General features: G+C 68.7%; 15 protein-coding genes. 5 read left to right on the top strand and 10 right to left on the bottom strand.

Annotated features, from left to right (window positions below):
* Nucleotides 1-21 precede the first annotated feature (21 nt).
* From ACQY7V_RS01185 to ACQY7V_RS01170, 4 genes are all read right to left on the bottom strand, one after another.
* A complete protein-coding gene (locus ACQY7V_RS01185; RefSeq protein WP_303773564.1) occupies nucleotides 22-1,116 on the bottom strand; it encodes a BMP family lipoprotein in 1,095 nt (364 codons plus the stop codon).
* 168 nt (nucleotides 1,117-1,284) lie between these two features.
* Entirely contained in the window at nucleotides 1,285-1,893 is a 609-nt protein-coding gene (locus ACQY7V_RS01180) for a hypothetical protein (RefSeq protein WP_154476322.1), read from the bottom strand.
* Nucleotides 1,894-2,107: 214 nt separating this feature from the next.
* Nucleotides 2,108-6,760 carry an ExeM/NucH family extracellular endonuclease gene (locus ACQY7V_RS01175; protein ID WP_428638516.1) on the bottom strand — a complete coding sequence of 1,551 codons (4,653 nt, stop codon included), beginning with the start codon at nucleotides 6,758-6,760 and terminating at the stop codon, nucleotides 2,108-2,110.
* A gap of 331 nt (nucleotides 6,761-7,091) precedes the next feature.
* Nucleotides 7,092-8,222, bottom strand: a complete 1,131-nt coding sequence (locus tag ACQY7V_RS01170; RefSeq protein ID WP_303773568.1) for a GuaB3 family IMP dehydrogenase-related protein — start codon at nucleotides 8,220-8,222, stop codon at nucleotides 7,092-7,094.
* 129 nt (nucleotides 8,223-8,351) lie between these two features.
* On the opposite strand from ACQY7V_RS01170, the gene ACQY7V_RS01165 reads away from it, so the two are divergent.
* Nucleotides 8,352-9,095 (top strand): exonuclease domain-containing protein, encoded by a 744-nt coding sequence (locus ACQY7V_RS01165; RefSeq protein ID WP_428638513.1) that lies wholly within the window; start codon nucleotides 8,352-8,354, stop codon nucleotides 9,093-9,095.
* Between the two features lie 81 nt (nucleotides 9,096-9,176).
* On the opposite strand, the gene ACQY7V_RS01160 is transcribed toward ACQY7V_RS01165, so the two are convergent.
* The 4 genes from ACQY7V_RS01160 to ACQY7V_RS01145 form a co-directional block, all read right to left on the bottom strand.
* The gene (locus tag ACQY7V_RS01160) at nucleotides 9,177-9,866 is read right to left on the bottom strand and encodes a transaldolase family protein (protein WP_303773569.1); all 690 of its coding nucleotides are present in this window, start codon (nucleotides 9,864-9,866) and stop codon (nucleotides 9,177-9,179) included.
* A 132-nt stretch (nucleotides 9,867-9,998) separates the two neighbouring features.
* Nucleotides 9,999-11,525 (bottom strand): IMP dehydrogenase, encoded by a 1,527-nt coding sequence (gene guaB / locus ACQY7V_RS01155; protein ID WP_154476316.1) that lies wholly within the window; start codon nucleotides 11,523-11,525, stop codon nucleotides 9,999-10,001.
* Nucleotides 11,526-11,667: 142 nt separating this feature from the next.
* Nucleotides 11,668-12,915, bottom strand: coding sequence for an AGE family epimerase/isomerase (locus tag ACQY7V_RS01150; RefSeq protein WP_320836260.1), 1,248 nt, complete (start codon nucleotides 12,913-12,915; stop codon nucleotides 11,668-11,670).
* A gap of 116 nt (nucleotides 12,916-13,031) precedes the next feature.
* Nucleotides 13,032-13,961 (bottom strand): MerR family transcriptional regulator, encoded by a 930-nt coding sequence (locus ACQY7V_RS01145; protein WP_154476312.1) that lies wholly within the window; start codon nucleotides 13,959-13,961, stop codon nucleotides 13,032-13,034.
* Between the two features lie 351 nt (nucleotides 13,962-14,312).
* Here ACQY7V_RS01145 and ACQY7V_RS01140 point away from each other — a divergent pair, with 351 nt between their 5' ends.
* From ACQY7V_RS01140 to ACQY7V_RS01130, 3 genes are all read left to right on the top strand, one after another.
* Entirely contained in the window at nucleotides 14,313-14,609 is a 297-nt protein-coding gene (locus tag ACQY7V_RS01140) for a WhiB family transcriptional regulator (protein ID WP_320836259.1), read from the top strand.
* Nucleotides 14,610-14,708: 99 nt separating this feature from the next.
* Nucleotides 14,709-15,530 (top strand): DsbA family protein, encoded by an 822-nt coding sequence (locus ACQY7V_RS01135; RefSeq protein WP_320836258.1) that lies wholly within the window; start codon nucleotides 14,709-14,711, stop codon nucleotides 15,528-15,530.
* Nucleotides 15,527-16,426, top strand: a complete 900-nt coding sequence (locus ACQY7V_RS01130) for a cytochrome c biogenesis CcdA family protein (RefSeq protein ID WP_320836257.1) — start codon at nucleotides 15,527-15,529, stop codon at nucleotides 16,424-16,426. The genes ACQY7V_RS01135 and ACQY7V_RS01130 overlap by 4 nt, the downstream gene beginning before the upstream one ends.
* A 100-nt stretch (nucleotides 16,427-16,526) precedes the next feature.
* Here ACQY7V_RS01130 and groES read toward each other — a convergent pair whose 3' ends face one another.
* Nucleotides 16,527-16,823, bottom strand: a complete 297-nt coding sequence (gene groES / locus ACQY7V_RS01125) for a co-chaperone GroES (RefSeq protein ID WP_184453654.1) — start codon at nucleotides 16,821-16,823, stop codon at nucleotides 16,527-16,529.
* Between the two features lie 203 nt (nucleotides 16,824-17,026).
* Between groES and ACQY7V_RS01120 the strand changes: the two genes are divergently transcribed.
* A complete protein-coding gene (locus tag ACQY7V_RS01120; protein WP_320836256.1) occupies nucleotides 17,027-18,256 on the top strand; it encodes a class I SAM-dependent methyltransferase in 1,230 nt (409 codons plus the stop codon).
* Between the two features lie 58 nt (nucleotides 18,257-18,314).
* Here ACQY7V_RS01120 and tsaD read toward each other — a convergent pair whose 3' ends face one another.
* Nucleotides 18,315-19,367 carry a tRNA (adenosine(37)-N6)-threonylcarbamoyltransferase complex transferase subunit TsaD gene (gene tsaD / locus ACQY7V_RS01115; protein ID WP_320836255.1) on the bottom strand — a complete coding sequence of 351 codons (1,053 nt, stop codon included), beginning with the start codon at nucleotides 19,365-19,367 and terminating at the stop codon, nucleotides 18,315-18,317.
* Nucleotides 19,368-19,418: the final 51 nt, after the last annotated feature.

The raw sequence follows: 19,418 nt of genomic DNA, 5'->3' as shown, positions 1-19,418 counted from the left end.
CCGCCGCGCCCTCGAGGCCGATTACTTCGGGGAGTTCTCCGACTCGACCTTGAGCTCGCCGCTCTTGATCTGGTCGGTGAGCTTCACGATGTCGTCCTTGAGCTCCTGGGGGACCTTGGAGTCAAAGTCGTGGAAGGGGGCGATGGAGACGCCGCCGTTCTCAAGGGTGCCGACGTAGGGGGCGGAGGTGAACTTGCCCTCGACGGAATCGGTGACGGCCTGCTCGACGGAGGCGCCGATCTCCTTCATCACCGAGGTGAGGATGATCGAGGAGTAGTCGGGGCTGGTGAGGAACCAGTCGGAGTCGACGCCGATGATGTAGGTCGAGCCGTGCTCCTTCGCGGCTGCGGCGGCGCCGAGGCCGACGGGGCCGGCGACCGGCATGATGATGTCGGCGCCCTGGTCGATGAACTGCTGGGCCTGCTGCTTGCCGAGGGCCTGGTCGTCGAAGGACTGGGTGAAGGAGCCGTTCTGGCTGGCCTTGTCCCAGCCGAGGAGCTGGACGTTCGTGCCCTTGGCGGCGTTGTAGGCGGCGACGCCGTCGGCGAAGCCGTCCATGAAGACGGTGACCGAGGGGATCTGGATGCCGCCGAAGGTGGCGACCTTGCCGGTCTGGGTCATGCCCGCGGCCACGTAGCCGGCGAGGTAGGCGGCCTCGGCGGTGTTGAAGAGGAGCGGACGGCCGTTCTCGAGGACGACGGTGTTGAAGTCCGCGTCCGAGAAGGAGGAGTCGACGAGGGCGTAGTGGAGGTCCGCGTTCTGATCGGCGGAGTCGTGGAGCGCCTTCTCGATCTTGAAGCCGACGCCGATGATGAGGTTGCAGCCGTCGTCGACCATGGCTTCGACGTTCGGGACGAAGTCCGCGTCGGAGGAGGACTCGGCGGTGTTGACCGTGATGCCGAGCTTCTCCTTGGCGGCGGTCAGGCCGTTGTAGGCGGATTCGTTGAAGGACTTGTCGTCCCAGCCGCCGGCGTCGGAGACGGCGCAGGCCTTGAAAGAGGAGGCTTCGCCGGCGGTGGCGCCGGATTCGGCGGCGGGCTTGGCGCCGGAGGTGCAGCCGGCCAGGGCGAGCGCGGCGACTCCCGCGACTGCCAGGTACTTCGAGAGGGTTTTCATGGGTTTCCTCCAGTTGGGTTGTTCGTCGTTGAACAGCGCTGTTGCTTGAGCCTTCTTCGGCGCCGTCCTTGCGGAGCGTCGACATCCCGTGTGGAACGTTTGTAAAACTCCGAATTGACGTGTGACAAAATTATTCGAGGGTGGAACGGGACCTGTCAAGTCCCCTGGTCAATCGTGCAGACTCAAGAGGAGGTCGTCGCCCTCGGCGATGAACCCCATCCGCTCGAAATAGGCCGGATCGCTCGTCGCACTGCGCGCAAGGCGCAGCGCGGCGGGCACGGCCCGACGAACGCCCTCGTCGGAATAGAGGGCGCGCCCGGGAGTGAGATCGCGGTGGCGGTCGGTGACGTAGTCGAGCAGGACCCGACCCTCGTCGCCGTTGTTCACGTGGACGAACACACCCGCGATCTCATCCGCGCACATCATGAGATGAGCGCCGGCGGCGCTGAGATCCGAACGGGAGAAGCCCGGGAAGGCCTCCTCGATGCCCGCGGCGTGGACCTCGAGGAAGTCGCGGACGAGGGGCGAATCCGCCTCGGCCGGCACGAAGCGGTATTCACGCCCCCCGCGGCTCAGACGGTAGAGCCAATAGGCGTCGATGATCGCGATGACGGCGTTCATCGCCGCGTAGGGCCAGATGCCGAAGACGACGTTGTACACGGTCGCGATGAGCGATCCAGCGAGATTGAGCGTTCTGAAACGCCTGATCGAAGGGACGATGAGCGAGATGACGACGAGCGCCGATCCCGTCCAGCCGATGATCTCCCACCAGGGCATGAGTTCTCCTCCGTTCGGCGGCGGCGAGCCCTCGGGGATGAGGCCCGGGGAGGCGAGGCCGATGGCCCCGCCGAAGCGGTGTCTCGCCGTCGAGTTCCCGCCGTCGTTCGATAGCGGGGTTGGGTACGTTAGCAGCACCGCCGCGGTTCACCAAACCGCATCACGGCGCCCTGCGGCGTCGGGGGCCGGATGATTCCGGCCCCCGACGGAGCGCTCAGGCCGACTTGCGGCTTCTCAGAACGAGTCCCGAGACGAGGAGCAGCGGCACTGCGAGGAGCAGGGTTCCCCCGACGAGGCCCGTCTTCGCAAGTGAGGAGCCCTTCGAGTCCGCGGATGCGGTAGCGGGTTTCGTCGCGGCGGTGTTCGCGACTCCGGGGTCGCCCCCTCCGGGCTGCGTCGTTCCCGCATCCGTCTTCGCCAGAACCTTCAGGGCGGATTTTGCAACCGCACCGTTATCTTCATCGACGAGGACGATCGTGTGATCCCCGGTGGGAGTCGAGGCCGAGAGGCGATGCGTGAAGCGCGCGACGCCCTTCTCGTCCGCCTTGACCTTTCCGATGACGATCGGGTCGGAGTGGAGCTCGGCGCGGACCCAGTGGCCGGGGACGAAGCCCTCGCCGAGGATCTCGATGCTCTCGCCCTGAGCCGCCTCGGGACGATCCACGCTGGCGGTCGGCCCGGCGGGCTTCCCCTCGCAGATCACCTTCGCACTCAACCCGGCCGTCTCATCGATCACGCGACCGAAGTCGGTCTCGACGATCAGCGGGGCGTCGACGATCTCACCGGGCTCGCCGGAGGTGCACACGCCCTTGGCGACGACCTCGACGACGGCGCGGCCGGCGCCGTCGGTGGTGATGACCGAGGCCTCATCGGAGGCGTGCTCTTCGAGGAGGGAGTTGTCGACCTCCGCTTCGGAGAACTCCCCTCCGAGGCGCGCCTTCACCTTCTGGGTGACGGAGGGCCCTTCGGTGAAGGACAGGCCGCGGAGCTCGACCTTGACCGTCGCCCCGTCCTTGACGGGTTCGGAGGGCAGGGTCACGCCGATCGAGGACTTCAGGGCGCGGGGCTTGAGGCCCGAGTGCTTCCCGAGGTACTCGTTGAACTTGTCGCGGTCGAGGTGACCGGTGTTGACCGCGGGGCCGTTCGCCTTGAGGGCGTCGAAGGAGTCGCCGCCCGCGAGGAGGAAGGTCACCGAGCCGATCGTGTAGTTCCTCTCGGGATCGAGGGGCGCCCCGTCGATGGTCACCGAGGTGATCCTCTTCCCGAACTCGGCGCTCGGATCGTAGGTGTAGCGCACGTTCTCGGAGATGCCGAGCTTGAGCATCGGACGCGAGTTCTGCGAGTTGAGGTTCGTCTTCCACTGCTCCTCGAGCATCTGCTTGACCTGGGCACCGCTCAGGGTCACGTAGCCGAGCTCGTTCGAGAAGGGCATGACGGCGTAGGACTGGGCGTAGGTGACCGTTCCGTCCTCGTTCGGAACGAGGTCGGCGCGCAGGCCTCCGGCGTTGATGATGCCGAAGTCGACCGGCTTGCCGTCCGTCGTGGTGATCGTCTCCCGCATGGCGTCGGCCACGAGGTCGCCGAGGCTCGACTCGACGCCGCGGTTCGATCCCGGATCGGTCTTGTCCCCGGGAGCGGTGAAGACGCCGCGCTTGAAGGTCTCGGCGTAACCGGTGCCGACGACCCTCTTGCCCGCCTCCTTCGAGTCGGCGACGGCCTTGTCGACCACGGCCTTGGTGTCCTCGGCCTCGCCGCATTCGGCGACCTTCGCCGCCGGGATGAGGATGGAGTCGGCCGACAGGACCTTCTTCTCGACCGGGTCGTAGGAGATCCTCACGAGACCGAGGTTGTCGGTGTAGGAGCCCGAGGCGATGCCCGCGAGGAGCGGATTCTTCGAATCGAGCTTCTCAGCGGAGTCGACCTTGTCGAACTCGTAGGGGACGTGGGTGTCGCCGCCCATGATGGCGTCGACGTTCGCGCCGACCTTCGGGTAGTTGTTCTTCACGTCGTCGTCGAGCATGGCGACGACGATCTGGGCCTCGCCGGATTCCTTGATCTTCGCGGCGAGGGCGTCGATCTTCGCGATGGGATCGGTGAAGACCAGGCCCTCCGTGGTGCCCGGGGCGAGCTTGTAGGGGACGTCCTCGGCGATGGCGCCGATGAAGGCGACCTTGACGCCCGAGGGGGATTCCCAGACCTTGTACTCGCCGAGGTAGGGGTGCTTCTGCTCTCCCCAGGTCCCCATGCCCTCGACGTTCGCGCCGAGGTAGGGGAAGCCGACCTGAACGTATTCGGAGGGGTTGGAACCGTCGACGCGCTGCTTGAAGACCGCCTGGCCCATGTCGAGCTCATGGTTCCCGATCGTGGAGGCGAGGGGCTTGAGTGTGTTGAGGGCGGCGATCGTCGGGTTGTCCTTGAGGGAGCCCGAGGTGTAGGGCGAAGCCCCGATGTTGTCGCCCAGGAGCGTCAAGGACGAGTTCGGGTTCTTGCCCCTCGCGTCCTCGAGGTAGCACTTCATCGCGGGAAGGCCCGCCTCGACGATCTTCTCCTTCTTCTTCACCTGCTCGATGTGGCCGTGGACATCGGTGAGGTTGTAGAGATCGAGGGTGACGGGGCCGACGGGCGGCAGCGGCGCGTCCTCGTACACCTTGAGCCCGACGATCTCCGGATTGTGGTCCGAGGAGCGGAAGGGGTTGTCCTTCTCGAAGAGGAGATGCGCGTTGTAGTTGGCGCGCGAGTACTCGAAGGCGACGGCTTCTTGGGCGTTGAGGGCCCAGGAGCCGACTTCGGCGATGAGGGGGTGCGCCGCGGCGTTGGCGAAGACGTGGTCGAGGGATCCGGAGCGTCCGCCGTAGACGTAGGAGGCGTCCGTCGATCCCGATTCGCGCGTCCAGCCGGCAGAGGTGAGGACCTTCAGCGGGTCCTCCTGCGAGTAGGAGTTGAAGTCGCCGACGAGCAGGGTCGGCGTGTCGGCGAACTTCTCCGCGAACTTCGCGAGAGCCGTGGCCTGGGCGACGCGGACGGCGTTGGCATTGCCCTGGCCGTCGCCGTTGTCGGTGTTGCCCTCTTCCATCCCCTTGGGCACTGACCCCTTGGACTTGAAGTGGTTCGCGATGAGGACGAATTCCGTCCCCTTCTTCCCGTCCTTCTCGACCGGCGCGAATCGCTGGGCGAGGGGCTGGCGGGCGAGCTTCGTGAAGGCCGCGTCGTCGAGGATCTCGGACTCGCCGACGGTCTTGACCGTGGCGGGCTTGTAGATGTAGGCGATGCGGATGACGTCTTCATCGGCGGGCACGGTCTTCGGGCTGGGCACGTGGGTCCACACATCGTCGCCCGCCGCCTGGTTGAGGGCCGACACGAGGTTCTTGAGCGCCTCGTCGCGGTCCTTGCCGAGGACCGCCTGCGAGTTCTCGATCTCCTCGAGGGCGACGACGTCGGCGTTGAGGGCGTTGATGGCGAGGACGATCTTGGCCTGCTGGTTCAAGAAGGCGTCCTTGGAATGGGCGCCGCGGACCTTGCAGTTCTTCGCGGTGAGCAGGTTGCCGAGGCGATCGGCGTAGCCCTTGCATCCCGGCTCGTCCTCGCCGAGGTCGGAGAAGTAGTTGAGGACGTTGAAGGTCGCGACGCGGATGTCACCGGCGACTGAGGGGGCGCTCGGGCGCTCGCCCGAGATCGTCACCGGCGACTTCGCCGGCTGCGCAGCGACCTTAGTCGTCGGCTGGAGGACGAAGGCGCTGTTGCGCACATCGAGGATGACGGGGTCGTTGAAGGTCGCGCGGTAGCCGACGCGCGCGGGAGCGTTGTTCGCAAGGTAGGCGAGAGGGAGTTCTTTCGCCGCTTTCGCGGTGGAGAAGTTCGTGTTCGCGCCGTCATCGAGGGCGATCTGCTTGGCCGCGTTGGCGGCCTCGTAGGCCTTGGCCTCCTCGCCCGGCGCGACGACGTCGGTGGCGGCCCTCAAAGGCTCGGTCCCGGGGGTGAGCATGAGGGTGCCGTAGGTGTTGGCGGTGTAGTTGTCGGTGATCGTCCAGGCACCTTCGGGCTTGACGAGCATCGATTCGAGGGCTTCCATCTGAGCGGCCGTGGGGACCTGGCTCAAGGGCGTCGGCGCAACCGGCTTGCAATCCTTAACGCTATCGATCGAGCTCGCCCCGATCTGAGTCAAGGAAGGGGTTTCGGCGCTGATCTTCTTCTTCGGGTCGTTCTTCGGGTATTCGCCGACGGTACCGCCGACGTCGACGCAGTCGCCGATCTGCGGCATGGTGAAGCCCTTATTGCCGACGTAGACGAAGAGGGCGTCCGAGGCTGCGCGGTTCGGGTCCCAGGCGCCGCCGGTGCCGGGGGTCTGGATGGTGAAGCCGTCGAAGGTCGCGGTCAGGCCGTCTTCGCCCTTGGGGTAGACGGCGGTGACGATTCCGCGCGCGTAGACCTTCTTGCCCGAGAGGGCGGAATCGTCGGCCTCCCCGGTCTTCTGGATCTCGGTGATGGGGGTGAGGGGCTGACCGGAGGCGGTGGTGTCGCCGGCGGGAGCCCGCATCTCCGCGGGAGCGGACTGCGGGGCTTCAGCGGTGTTCGCGCCCTCGGCGGCCGTCGGCTCTTCAGCCTTCTCATCGGATCGGGTCGCTTCAGCGCCGGCTCCGTTCGCGGCCGCAGGGGCATCGGCGTCAGTCCCGGCGGGGGCGGCGCCCGCTTCCGCGGTGCTTGCAGCGCCCTCGTCCCCGGGGGCCGCGGCGGTCTCCGGGGTGTTCGCGGCTTCATCCGCCGAGGCGACGGGGGCCTCGGGCGATCCGGAGGCGAGTCCGTCCGGAGCGTCGACGGCGTGAGCGGTCAAGGGCATGGTCGCGAGGGCGATAGCGGCTACCGCACTCACCGCCCCTCTTCGTATTGGTGCGCGCACTTGTTTGTTCCTCTCCTTTTCACTGCCCCGCTGCATTGCGGTCCTCCCGACCCTGGGACACGCTTCTTTACATGCCGACAAGGTTGAGATTGACAAATGTAGCGCCCAAAGGAGGGTTTGAGAAGATTACCCGGGAGACATCCCGCAACTTTTCGGCGCACCGGCGAAGATTGACATATTCCTGCCACAGCGCTGCGCGGGCCCGGAAGGCGGGAATCGCCCGCCCGGCGCGGGGTCGGCGAAGAGCGCCACGAAGCGCGACCGGTCGGCTCCGGGCCTCACCGGGCCCGCGAGGATCAGATCCTCAGCCGCCCGAAGGATGGTACGGGCCGACGACGACCTCGACCTTCTGCAGGTCCTTCACCTCGGAGTAACCCGTGGTCGCCATCGCGCGCCGCAGGGCGCCGACGAAGTTCAAGGAGCCGTCCGCCCTCGTCGAAGGGCCGTAGAGGATCTGTTCGAGGCTTCCCGAGGTGCCGACGTGCACCCTCTGCCCCCGCGGCATGTCCGGATGCGTGGCCTCCGAGCCCCAGTGCCACCCCCGCCCCGGCGCTTCGCTCGCACGGGCCAGGGCCGCGCCGAGCATGACGGCGTCGGCGCCGCAGGCGATCGCCTTCGTCAGGTCCCCGGACCTGCCGATCCCGCCATCGGCGATGACGTGGACGTAGCGCCCGCCGGACTCGTCCATGTAGTCGCGCCGGGCCGCCGCGACATCGGCGATCGCCGTCGCCATCGGCGCATGAACCCCGAGCGAGCGCCTCGTCGAATGGGCCGCTCCCCCGCCGAAACCGACGAGGACCCCGGCCGCCCCCGTGCGCATGAGATGGAGCGCGGCGGTGTCCGTGCACACTCCCCCGACGATCACCGGGACGTCCAGCTCGTAGATGAATCGCTTGAGGTTCAGGGGCTCGGCGCGGCTCGACACGTGCTCGGCCGAGACCGTCGACCCGCGGATCACGAACAGATCGACGCCCGCATCGACGACGTGACGCCAATAGCGTTGCGTGAGCTGCGGCGACAGCTTGCCCGCGACGACGACGCCCGCCTCGCGCAACTGCTTGAGCCGGGCGGTGATGAGCGAGGGCTTGATCGGCTCGGAGTAGACCTGCTGGAGGCGGGCGATCGACTCGTCCTCGCCAAGATGGGAGATCTCCTCGAGGAGCGGCTCGGGATCCTCGTAGCGGGTCCACAGGCCGTTGAGGTCGAGGACGCCGATGCCGCCGAGGCGGCCGAAGGCGATCGCCGTGTCCGGACTCATCACCGAATCCATCGGCGCCGCCATGATCGGGATGTCCACGTGGTAGGCGTCGATCTGCCAGCCGACGTTCACATCCTCAGGATCACGGGTGCGTCTGGAGGGGACCAGCGCGATGTCATCGAGCGTGTACGCGCGTCGTCCCCGTTTACCCCGTCCGATCTCGACTTCACTGCTCACGCGCCGATCCTATCGGCACGGGCGCTCGGAGGAACGGGATTCGGCATGGACGGGCCCGCAGATGCCCGCATGGGGGGATCCGAGGGCGGGGCGGACGGAAACGCCCCTGCCATGGCGCACACTAGGAGCATGAACGAGACGGCGGATTGGCTGCACATGCCCTGGCTGGGCTTCGACACGGAGACGACGGGCGTCGATCCCTTCGAGGATCGCCTCGTCACCTGCGCCCTGGTCCTGAGGATGGGCGGCATCGACACCGGCAGGCCCGACCGGGTCCACACATGGCTCGCGGATCCGGGAGTCGAGATCCCCGCGACGGCGACCGCCGTCCACGGCATCTCGACCGAGAAGGCGCGCGCCGAGGGGCGCCCCGTCGACGAGGCCCTCGATGAGATCGCCGCGACCCTCGTCGAACACTGGCGCAGGGGGTATCCGGTCGTCGCCTTCAACGCCTCCTACGACCTCACACTGGTCGACGCCGAGCTCGCCCGGCACGGGCTGGGCACCTTCGCCCAGCGGCTCGGCCGCGAAGCGGGACCGATCATCGACCCCCTCGTCCTCGACCGTCACTTCGAGCGCTACCGCAAGGGGAAGAAGACCCTCACCCTCGTCGCCCCCGCCTACGGGGTCGAGGCCTCGCCCGATGCCCACACCGCCGAGGTCGATGTGGCGATGACCCTCGACGTGCTCGCGGCCATGGCCGCCAAGCACACGGACCTGCAGGGCCTCGACGCCCGCGAGCTCCAGGCGGCGCAGACCCGATGGCACCGCGAGTGGGCCGAAGGCCTTGCAGAGTACCTGCGCAAGCAGGGACGCGATGCCTCCATCGACCCGTCATGGCCGATGCTCACGGCGGACTCCCAGTCCCGGTAGGCCGTCGAGAGGGCTTAGGCCCTCGCGAGGGCGTAGGCCGTCGAGAGGGCGGGGCCGGATCCGCGGTCCCGCCCCGGGGCCTCACTTCGTCTCGATGATGTCCTTCCACGTGCGCCGTTCGCCGACGAGGATCTCGAAATGGCGGTTCTGCTCGGCGATCGCGGCATCCGTCGCCGGGTTCTTGATGAGGGCCGCGAGGACTTCGGGAGCCGCGGTGATCGCGCCCACGCCCTGACGGACGAGTTCGAGGACCTGCTCGGAGTTCTTGAAGGAGGCCGCGAGCACGTCGGTCTCCATGCCGTAGGACTTCAGGGTCCGGTGGATCTCCGTGGCGACGCGGACGCCGTCGATGCCGAAGTTGTCCATGCGGTTGACGTAGGGGGCCACGTAACGCGCGCCCGCCTTCGCCGCCATGAACCCCTGCATCGAGGAGTGGATGCCCGTCGCCGTGACCTGGATCCCCTCGGCGACGATCCGCGGGATCGCCGCGAAGCCCTCACGGGTCACGGGGAGCTTCACGAAGAGGTTCCCGGGGATCTCCGAACGGAGCGCCTTCGCCTCCTCGACCATGTCGGCCGCCCGTTCCGACACGAGCTGAACGTGGAGCTGGGCGCCCTCGGGAAGCACGTCCTGGATCTGGTGGAGCAGTTCGAGCGGTTCCTTGCCCTCGCGGTACAGGATGGTCGGGTTCGTCGTCACACCATCCACCGGAAGGTAGGTCAGCGTCTCTTGGATCGCCTGAACGTTGGCGTGATCGATGAGCATGAGCATGGGATTCACCTTCCCGGGTTCAACGGTGGAACGGCACGATGTTCACGCGAGGGTGACCGTCGTCACTGGCCATACTAATGGCCCCGCTGCCGCGGTCGAAACCGCGGACGGCGGGGCCATGCGCTCAGGGTCTCAGCCCTTCGCGCCCGAGGAGTGGTAGTTCGGCGCTTCGCTCGTCATCTGGACGTCATGCGGATGGGACTCGCGAAGGCCCGCCGAGGTGATCCGGACGAAGCGCCCGTTCGCCTTGAGCGCGGCGATCGAGGAGGCGCCCAGGTAGAACATCGTCTGATGCAGGCCGCCGACGAGTTGGTAGACGACCGATGCGAGCGAGCCCGTGTACGGGACCTGCCCCTCGATGCCCTCGGGGACGATCTTGTCATCGGAGGACACGTCCGCCTGGAAGTAGCGGTCCTTCGAATAGGACTTGCGGCCGCGCGAGCTCATCGCGCCGAGCGATCCCATGCCGCGGTAGCGCTTGAACTGCTTGCCGTTCGTGAAGACGACCTCGCCCGGGGATTCCTCGCAGCCCGCGAGCAGGGAGCCGAGCATGACCGTGTCCGCGCCGGCGACCAGGGCCTTGCCGATGTCGCCGGAGTACTGGAGGCCGCCGTCGGCGATGAGCGGGACGCCCGCGGGCCCGCAGGCCTTCGCGGCCAGTGCGATCGCGGTGATCTGGGGGACGCCGACGCCGGCGACGACGCGGGTCGTGCAGATCGAGCCAGGTCCGACGCCGACCTTGACCGCGTCCGCGCCCGCATCGATGAGGGCCTGAGCGCCCTCGGTCGTCGCGACGTTCCCGCCGATGACCTCGACGCCGGCGAAGATCGGGTCGGACTTGATGCGGCGGATCATGTCGAGGGCGAGCTTCGCGCCGCCGTTCGCGGTGTCGACCACGAGGACGTCGACGCCCGCCTCGGCCAGGGCGGTCGCACGCTCCCAGGTATCACCCCAGTAGCCGACGGCCGCGCCGACGACCAGGCGTCCGCGCTCGTCCTTCGTGGCGTTCGGGTACTGCTCCGTCTTGACGAAGTCCTTGACGGTGATGAGGCCGGTGAGGCGGTCATCGTCGTCGACGATCGGGAGCTTCTCGATGCGGTGCTCGGCGAGGAGGGCCTTGGCGTCCTCGCGGGAGATGCCGACGCGCCCGGTGACGAGGCGTTCGCGGGGGGTCATGCAGTCGCGGACCGTCAGGGCGGACCACTGCGCCTGGGGGACGAAGCGCAGGTCGCGGTTCGTAATGATGCCCAGGAGAGCGCCGTCCTCCCCGACCACGGGCAGTCCGGACACGCGGTAGTGGCCGCACAGCTCGTCGAGTTGCTCGATCGTCGCCTCGGGACCGACGGTCACGGGGTCTTCGACCATTCCCGATTCGGAGCGCTTCACGAGGCGCACCTGCTGGGCCTGGTCCTCGATGGAGAGGTTGCGGTGGAGGATGCCGATGCCGCCCTGACGGGCCATGGCGATCGCCATCCGGGATTCGGTGACCGTGTCCATCGCCGCCGAGAGGAGGGGGACGCGGAGGGAGATCTTCTTCGTGAGGCGCGAGGTCGTGTCGACCGTGGAGGGCACGACATCGGTGAGCTCGGGCAGAAGAAGGACGTCGTCGTAAGTGAGGCCTGTCAGGCCGAAGGGATCATTCGCAGAAAAGTCGCCCATGTGCAGAGTCTAGGCGCCCGCCGCCCGCACCGGAAAACCGGGGAAGGGCTTCGCACAGCGTTCAGTGGGGAGCATCACGTCGGAGTCGGCCGTCCTCGCGCTCCCCCTCCTCACCGCCGAGGGGGCCGACGCTCCACGGGTCTCAGGCGCTCGCGAGGGCGGCCGCGAACCCGGGGGCGAGGGGGATCCTGGGGAGGAGGAGCATCTGGGCGAGGTGATAGGCGTCGGCCTTGCCGGCCCAGACCGTCGTCGAGGGCGCGCCGTCGCCGCCGAGTTCGTGAATCCAGCGGCCCGGGGCCTCGTGGAGGTACTGATCCGCCCAGGCCGCGAAGCGGGCGAAGCGCTCCGATTGGATCCCCGTCTGCTCCTCGTCGCCCCGTTCCTCATCGACGACGCCCAGGGCGTAGGCGGCGTTCACCGCCTCGCAGACCACCCAGTGCATGCGGGTCTTAACGACGGGCCGCCCGTCGAAGTCGGTCGTGTAGACGATGCCGCCGACGCCCTCGTCCGTCCAGCCGTCGGAGTCGGCGCGATTGACGAGCTCGCGGGCGACGTCGATCATCCATGCGCCAGGCGCATCGCCCACGGCGACGAGGGCGGCCCGCGTGTGCAGGATGAGGCGCGCCCATTCGAAACCGTGCCCCGGCGTGGCCCCGTAGGGGCGGAAGGGGTCGGCCGGATTGTCGGCGAACATCTCCGGCTCCACGACCCATCCGGGTCCGAAGTGCTCGGGGAGGCGCCATCCGAAACGCGCGCCGAGGTCGGCGACGAAACGGCACATCTCGCGAGCGCGGTCGAGCCAGATCCTCTCACCGGTCGCATCCCATGCGGCGAGGTAGGCCTCGACGGTGTGCATATTCGCATTGAGGCCCCGATAGGCCTCGCACTCGCTGAAGTCCAGGTTCCAGGAGTTCCTCACGCGGCCGAAGGAGGGCTCCCACCAGTGGCGGTCCTGGTCCTTGAGGGCTTCGTCGAGGAGGGCCCGCGCGCCCTCGAATCCCGCGCAGCTCGCCGCGGCCGCGGCGAGGATGACGAAGGCGTGGGCGTAGGCCTCTTTGCGCGCTCCTTCGACCGGCGCGTCCCCCGCGGGGACGAGGGCCGAGTACCAGCCCCCGTGCTCGTCGTCGTGGAAAGGTCCTGCGAGGGCGTCGAGCCCGTGGCGCGCGAGTTCGGCGGCCCCTTCGATCCCGCGCATCGAGGCGAGGGTGAAGACGTAGGTCATGCGGCAGGTGATCCACAGTTCGATGGGGGCGCCTGCTTCGATCGTGCCCTCGGCGTCGAGGGTGCCGAATCCGCCGGGGCAGCGCGAGGCGGAGGCGAATCCGACGAGGGCCTCGAAGTCCTCGGCGAAGGCGTCGAGTAGGGCCTCTTCCCTCCAGGGTGTCCTCATGTCGGCTCCCGAAATGCGTCGTCGCGTGCGATGGGGCGGAAGGCCAGCGCCTCCGGCTGACTTCACGGTAGCACCGGGGAGGCCGCCGGGGTGTGCGCCTCGGAGGTCTGCGCGGCTCAGGCGTCGAAGGATGCGAGGTCCGCGCCGGGCGCGAGGACGGCCAGGGTCTCTTCGACGCATGCGGCCGGGGTCCTCACCCGCAGGACCCTGCCGTCGACGACGACGGGCGCATCTGCCCCGACGAGGAGGACGTCGAGACTGCAATCCTCGGCGAGGAAGGAGATGAAGCGCTCGCAGCTGGTGCCCGTTCCCATGACGATGGCGAGGGTGACGGGGTGGGCGTCGTGGAAGCGCTTGAAGCGCTCGGAGCCCGCTTCGCCCTCGATCGACTCGCTCGCGAGCACGCGCGCATCGATCCCGTACCAGCGCAGAGCGACTCCGACGACGTGCGCGCCGACCTCGTGGGCGAGATCGGTGAGGATCGCGACGGAGCCTTCGGGGCCGTCGTGGGCCGGGATCGAGTCCGCGACCGCTGCGAGGAGGTCGAGGAAGGCGGTGCGCAGCACGGTCGAGGGCGCACAGCCCGGCAGTTCGCCGTCTTGGACGGCGCGAAGGCGCTCGAGGGCGGGGGCGACCAGTCGGCTCCAGGTGTGCACGAGCCCCTCGGTCGACACTGCGGCTTCGAGGACCCGCCTCAGCTGGGCGGAACGGCAGCGGCAGGAGACCTCGACGAGGTCCTGGATGGAATGGGGCGCCGGGGGCTCCTCTGCGGCGGGAGGGGAGTCGGCGAGGGAGAGCACGGTGGCGGCGGCGTCGGATGGGGAGACTCCCGCATGGACGAGATCGACCATTTTGGCCAGGCGCGCGATATCGGCGGGCAGATAGCGGCGGTGGGATCCTGCGCGCCGCTCCCCCGGGCCCAGGCCGTAGCGGCGCTCCCATGTGCGCAGGGTCGAAGGGGAGATGCCCAATCGCATCGACACCGCGGTGACGGTCAGGGGCGCTTCGACGGCGGATGATGCCGCTTGAAGATGCGTCCTCGGCATCGCTCCCCTCCTCCTGCGTGTCGGTTCCGGCTCCGGTGGTGCTGCGGCGGAAGCGGGAGGTTTCCTCCCGGCGTCCCTCACTGTGTGATTGTTGCGCCTTGCAGGCGGCTTCGCCACTTGAACGAGGGTGAGACTCTTCGCGGCGGCGGATCGTCTTGTTCATCTCTTGTTCAGGATCGATTCCCAGGATTTCGAACAGTAATTTCAGCTTACTCTCAGCTTGAGCGTCGATTCTGGGAATCTCCTTGGAATATGTGAACGACTCTTGAACAACTTGCGCACAATAAACTAGTCTGAACGAGGTCGCACGGGGAGAGTCCCCGGCAGCGTCCACCGAATGCGAGGTGCCCTATGACCGACGTCTCCCGACTCCCCGGCCCGATGATGGAAGCCTGGGACTGGCAGTACGACGGAGCCTGCCGCGACCTCGACACCGAGCTCTTCTTCCACCCCGAGGGCGAACGCGGCTCGACCCGCCGCCGCAGGGCGGCGAATGCGAAGGCCGTCTGCGCGGCCTGCCCCGTCATCGACCAGTGCCGCGAATACGCTCTGGCGGCGCAGGAACCCTACGGGATCTGGGGCGGCATGACCGAAGAGGAGCGCCGCGAAGAGATCCGCTCGACCTCGAGGACCCGCAGGGCCTCCTGATCTCCTTCTGCTTCACCCCGGGCGGGGGCGCTCCAGCGCGCCCCCGCCCTTTCCATGACAGACTGACGGGGAAATGTCCCCGTCATGGAGAAACCCCCAGTGTCCGAAACCCCGATTCCCGCACGCCGTTCACGATCGCCCCTCATCGCGATCCTCCTCCTCGTGATCGCAGCGCTCATCCTCGCCCTCGGCGTCCTCATCGTCGACCGCCAGAGGCTGAACGCCCGGCTCGACGAGGCGCAGTCCGCCCTCGCCGCTTCCGCCGCAGGGACCACCGGGGCCGCGGGGAGCGCTGAGGGAAGCCGCACCCCCGCGGCCTCGGACGAGCTCGCGATCCCCTCAGCGACCGACCCGGCGCAGCTCGAGATCATCCGCGCCCAGGCGAGGCGCGACCCGGACGACCCCCAGGCCTTCGGGAAGGCCGATGCACCCGTCGTCATGGTGCTCTACTCGGACTTCGCGTGCCCCTACTGCACGCTCTTCGCCAAGGAGGTCGAGCCCGGGCTCGCCGACCTCATCAACAACGGCACCCTCCGCATCGAATGGCGCGACCTCGCCCAGATCACCCAGACCTCGCCGCTCGCCGCTCGGGCGGGACGCGCCGCAGCGGCTCAAGGCCGGTTCTGGGAGTTCCACGACGCCGTCTACGCCGCAGCGGGCGAAGGCGAGCACCCCGAATACACCCAGGAGAACCTCCTCGAGTTCGCTCGCGCCGCGGCGGTCCCCGATCTCGACGCCTTCACGGCGACGATGAACGCCGAGGAGACGAAGACAGCCGTCGAAGAGGCGAAGACCAAGGCCTACTCGATCGGCGTCCAGGGGACCCCCTTCATGTTCATCGGCGACGCCTTCGTCTCGGGATACCGCGAACTGGACGTCATCCGCGCAACGGTGCTCGCCCAAGCGGAAGCCGCGAAGTGAGCGGCATCAGTCCGCTGGCGGCCCTCGTCGGCGGGATGCTCACCGTTCTCGCGCCCTGCTCGGTGATGGTGCTCCCCGCGTTCTTCTCCTACGCCTTCCAATCGAAACGAGCGCTCCTGGCCCGAACGGGCCTCTTCTGGGCGGGTCTTCTGCTCGCGCTCGTCCCGCTGGGCGCGGCCTTCGGAGCGAGCGGCGCCTTCCTCGCCGATCGGCTCGGCCTTTTCGCGCGCCTGGCCGCCCTCCTCGTCGTCCTTCTCGGGATCCTCGAGGTGGCGGCGATCGAGCTGCCGCGCCCCCGGCGTCGGACGCGGCCCGGGGCGCGCCCGGGGCCGGCTTCCAGGGACCTCACGAGTCCCGGGGCGATCGTCCTGCTCGGGGCCGGTTACGGCCTCGCGGGAATCGGCTGCGCAGGCCCCATCCTCGGCGCGATCCTCGTCACGGCGGGATTCGGGGCCTCGCCGTGGCAGGGCGCCCTCCTCATGGTCCTGTACGCGACCGGAATGGCCGTCCCCCTCGGGCTCCTCGCGCTCGTCTGGCGGGCGGGACGCTTATCGGAGCGCGCATGGCTGCGGCCCAGGCCGCTGCGTATCTTCGGACGGGAATCCACCTGGACGAACCTCGTCTCCGGCATGCTGCTCATCGGCCTGGGCATCGCGCTCGGCTGGTCCGGGGCCTCCAACCCGCTCGGCGGTCTCGTTCCCGCTTCGCTCCTGGCATCGTGGGAGGAGTCCGTGCTGCGCTTCGCCTCATTCATCCCGGCGTGGGCGCTCCTCTTCGCTCTTGTCGCACTCGCAGGCGCCCTTTGGTTCGCATGGCCGCGACGCGCTGGCGATCCGCTCGGCTCCGCTGATCCGGGCGCCTGCGCCGACCCGGGCCGGGAGTCGGACGCGGAGTAGAACCGCGCCCCTGAGGACGGAAGGGGAGGACGGGAAGGAGAAGGGGCGGCGTCCGAAGACGCCGCCCCTCAGGACTGCTCAGGCGAAGACGCCGAAGCGATCAGCGCTCGACGATCGCGAGGACGTCGCGAGCGGAGAAGATCTGGTACTCCTCGCCCGCGTACTTGACCTCAGTGCCGCCGTAACGCGAGTAGATGACCGTGTCGCCGACCTTGATGTCGAGCGGGACGCGGTTCCCGTTGTCGTCGATGCGGCCGGGACCCACGGCGACGACTTCACCCTCCTGCGGCTTCTCCTTGGCGTTGTCCGGGATGATGAGACCCGAGGCGGTGGTGCGCTCAGCTTCGAGCTGGCGGATGACGATGCGGTCCTCGAGGGGCTTGATGGAGATCGACACTGTCGCTCCCTTTCCTAGATGAAGAACGAACTCGTTCCTCGCCCGCCGTCGCGGGGGTCGGGTGAGGAACCCGATCGCGGCGTCGGCCGCGCTCCACCACCGAGCATAGGCGCGCATTGGCACTCGAGCAAGCCGAGTGCCAAAGCCTGTGCGTCTCTCCGCCCTGCCCCTCCGGAGTGAGGTGCGCATGCGACAATCTGCACGTGCCCACCGCCTCCGAACTCCTGCGCTCACCCGAAGGCCGCCGGCTCCTCCGCGACTCGGCCGCATACGAGGAGGAGGCGGCCGTACGCCCGCTCGCGCTCGGCGAGAAGCTGCGCGCCCGAGGCGTCGACCCCGCACTCGCGACCGCGGTCGCCGCGCAGATCGCCCTGCGCGCCCGCGCCCGCGCCAAACTCGGCGACGTCGCCGCCCGCATGCTCTTCACCCGTGACGGGCTCGAGCAGGCGACCCGCCTGGAGGTCGCCCGAGAGCACGCGAGGCGCTTTCGCGAAGCGGGGGCGAACCGCGTCGCGGACCTCGGCTGCGGTATCGGCTCGGATTCGAGGGCGCTCGCCGAAGCAGGCCTCGGCGTCCTCGCCGTCGACCTCGATGCCGAGACCGCCGCCCTCGCCGCCGAGAATCTCTCGGACTACCCCCGGGCGCAGGTCCGTCAGGGCGATGTCACCGCCCTCAGCATGGCTGAGCTCGCGGCTCAGGGGGTCGACGCCCTCTTCGCCGACCCCGCGCGCCGCTCGGGGATCGCGAGGGGAGGGGGTCGCATCCACGATCCGGAGTCCTGGTCCCCTCCCCTGTCCCAGGTGCTCTCATGGCGAGCGACGATCCCGATGCTCGGAGTCAAAGTCGCCCCCGGCATCGCGCACGCCGCCCTGCCCGAGGATGCGCGCGCGGAGTGGACCTCCGTGAACGGCTCCCTCGTCGAGGCGGCGATCTGGACGGGTCCTCTGGCGCTCGAGGGCCCGGGGCGATCCGCTCTCGTCATCTCGGGGACGAGGGCGGAGCGCCTCGACGAGGAGGGCGCCCGTCCCGCCTGCGCGCCCGTGCGCCCCGCAGAGATCGGAGCTCTGGGGCGCTACCTGGGCGAGCCGGATGACGCGGTGATCCGGGCCGGTCTCGTCGCGCGCCTGGCCGAGCTCAGCGGGGCGCGTCTCATCTCCGAGGCGATCGCCTATCTGAGCGCCGAGGCTCCGACGGATTCGCCCTTCCTCACCTGGTTCGAAGTCGTCGAGGTCGTGCCTTTGAAGGCGAAGGCGATCAGCGCGGCCCTCAGGGGTCTGGGCGTCGGACGAGTCGAAGTGAAGAAGCGCGGCGCGGACATCGACCCCGCCGCCCTGCGGGCGTCGCTGAGGCTCGACGGCGATCAGGACGCGGTCGTCATCGCGACTCGTGTCGCGGGCAGGCATCGGGCGATCATCGCGCGAAGGCGGGTCTGATCCCCGTTCGGCCCGCCGATCGATCCTGCGGAGCAGGGGCGCCGCCGGAGGAGGGGCCTCAGCGCGGCGGCATCGAGGTCTGCGTGAGGGGCATGCCCGAGTCCGGCGAGAAGTCCCAGTCGGAGGGGGCGACCCCTGCGGCGAGGAGCTCGGTGCCCATCGCCGCGATCTGGGCCCCGTTGTCCGTGCAGAAGCGCAGGGGGGGCAGGCGGACCTCGATCCCGGCCGCACCGGCGCGTTCGGCGAGCAGGGCGCGCAGCCGCGAGTTCGCGGAGAAGCCCCCGCCGACGACGATCGTTCCGCACCCGGTGTCGATGGCGGCGCGCACGGCTTTGGAGGTGAGGGAGTCGTTCACCGCTTCGGAGAAGCCGGCGCAGACGTTCTCGGGGGAGATCTCCTCGCCCGAGGCTCGCGCCCCCTCGAGGTATCGGGCGACGGCGGTCTTCAATCCGGAGAAGGAGAAGTCGTACTTGTGGCGCTCCTTGTCCTTGCCCGCGGCCAGGCCGCGCGGGAATCGGATCGCGCTGAGGTCGCCCGCCTGCGAGAGCCGGTCGACGTGCGGGCCTCCGGGATAGGGCAGGTCGAGCAGGCGCCCCACCTTGTCGAAGGCTTCGCCTGCGGCGTCGTCGAGTGTGCCGCCGAGTTCGCGCACATCGGTCGCGATGTTCTCCACGAGGAGGATGTTCGAGTGGCCGCCCGAGACGACCAGTCCGATGAAGCGTTCGGGGAGCGGCCCGTCGGCGAGTTTGTCGACCGCGAGGTGCCCGATGACGTGATTGACGCCGTAGAGGGGTTTGCCGAGGGAGGAGGCCAGGGCCTTCGCCGCGCAGATCCCGACGGTCAGGGAGCCGACGAGTCCGGGGCCCGCGGCGACGGCGATCGCGTCGATCTCGTCGAAGCCGACGCCGGCCTCGTCGAGGGCGGAGTCCAGGGTCGGCAGGAAGGTCTCCAGGTGGGCGCGCGAGGCGATCTCGGGAATGATCCCCCCGTATCTGGCGTACTGGTCCATCGAAGTCGCGGTTCGGTCAACGAGGAGCTCGCAGCCGCGCACGAGGGCGACTCCGGTTTCATCGCATGTCGATTCGATGCCGAGGACAAGTGGTTCAGTCACAGCGTCCAGTGTAAGCGCAGGCGCGCGGCGCCCCTTCGATCGGTCCACAAC

Source organism: Schaalia sp. (genome assembly GCF_050312375.1).
In the GTDB taxonomy this organism is placed as follows: Bacteria; Actinomycetota; Actinomycetes; order Actinomycetales; family Actinomycetaceae; genus Pauljensenia; species Pauljensenia hyovaginalis.
Note: the sequence above shows the minus strand (reverse complement) of the source record. Positions and strands in the feature narration are given on the sequence as shown.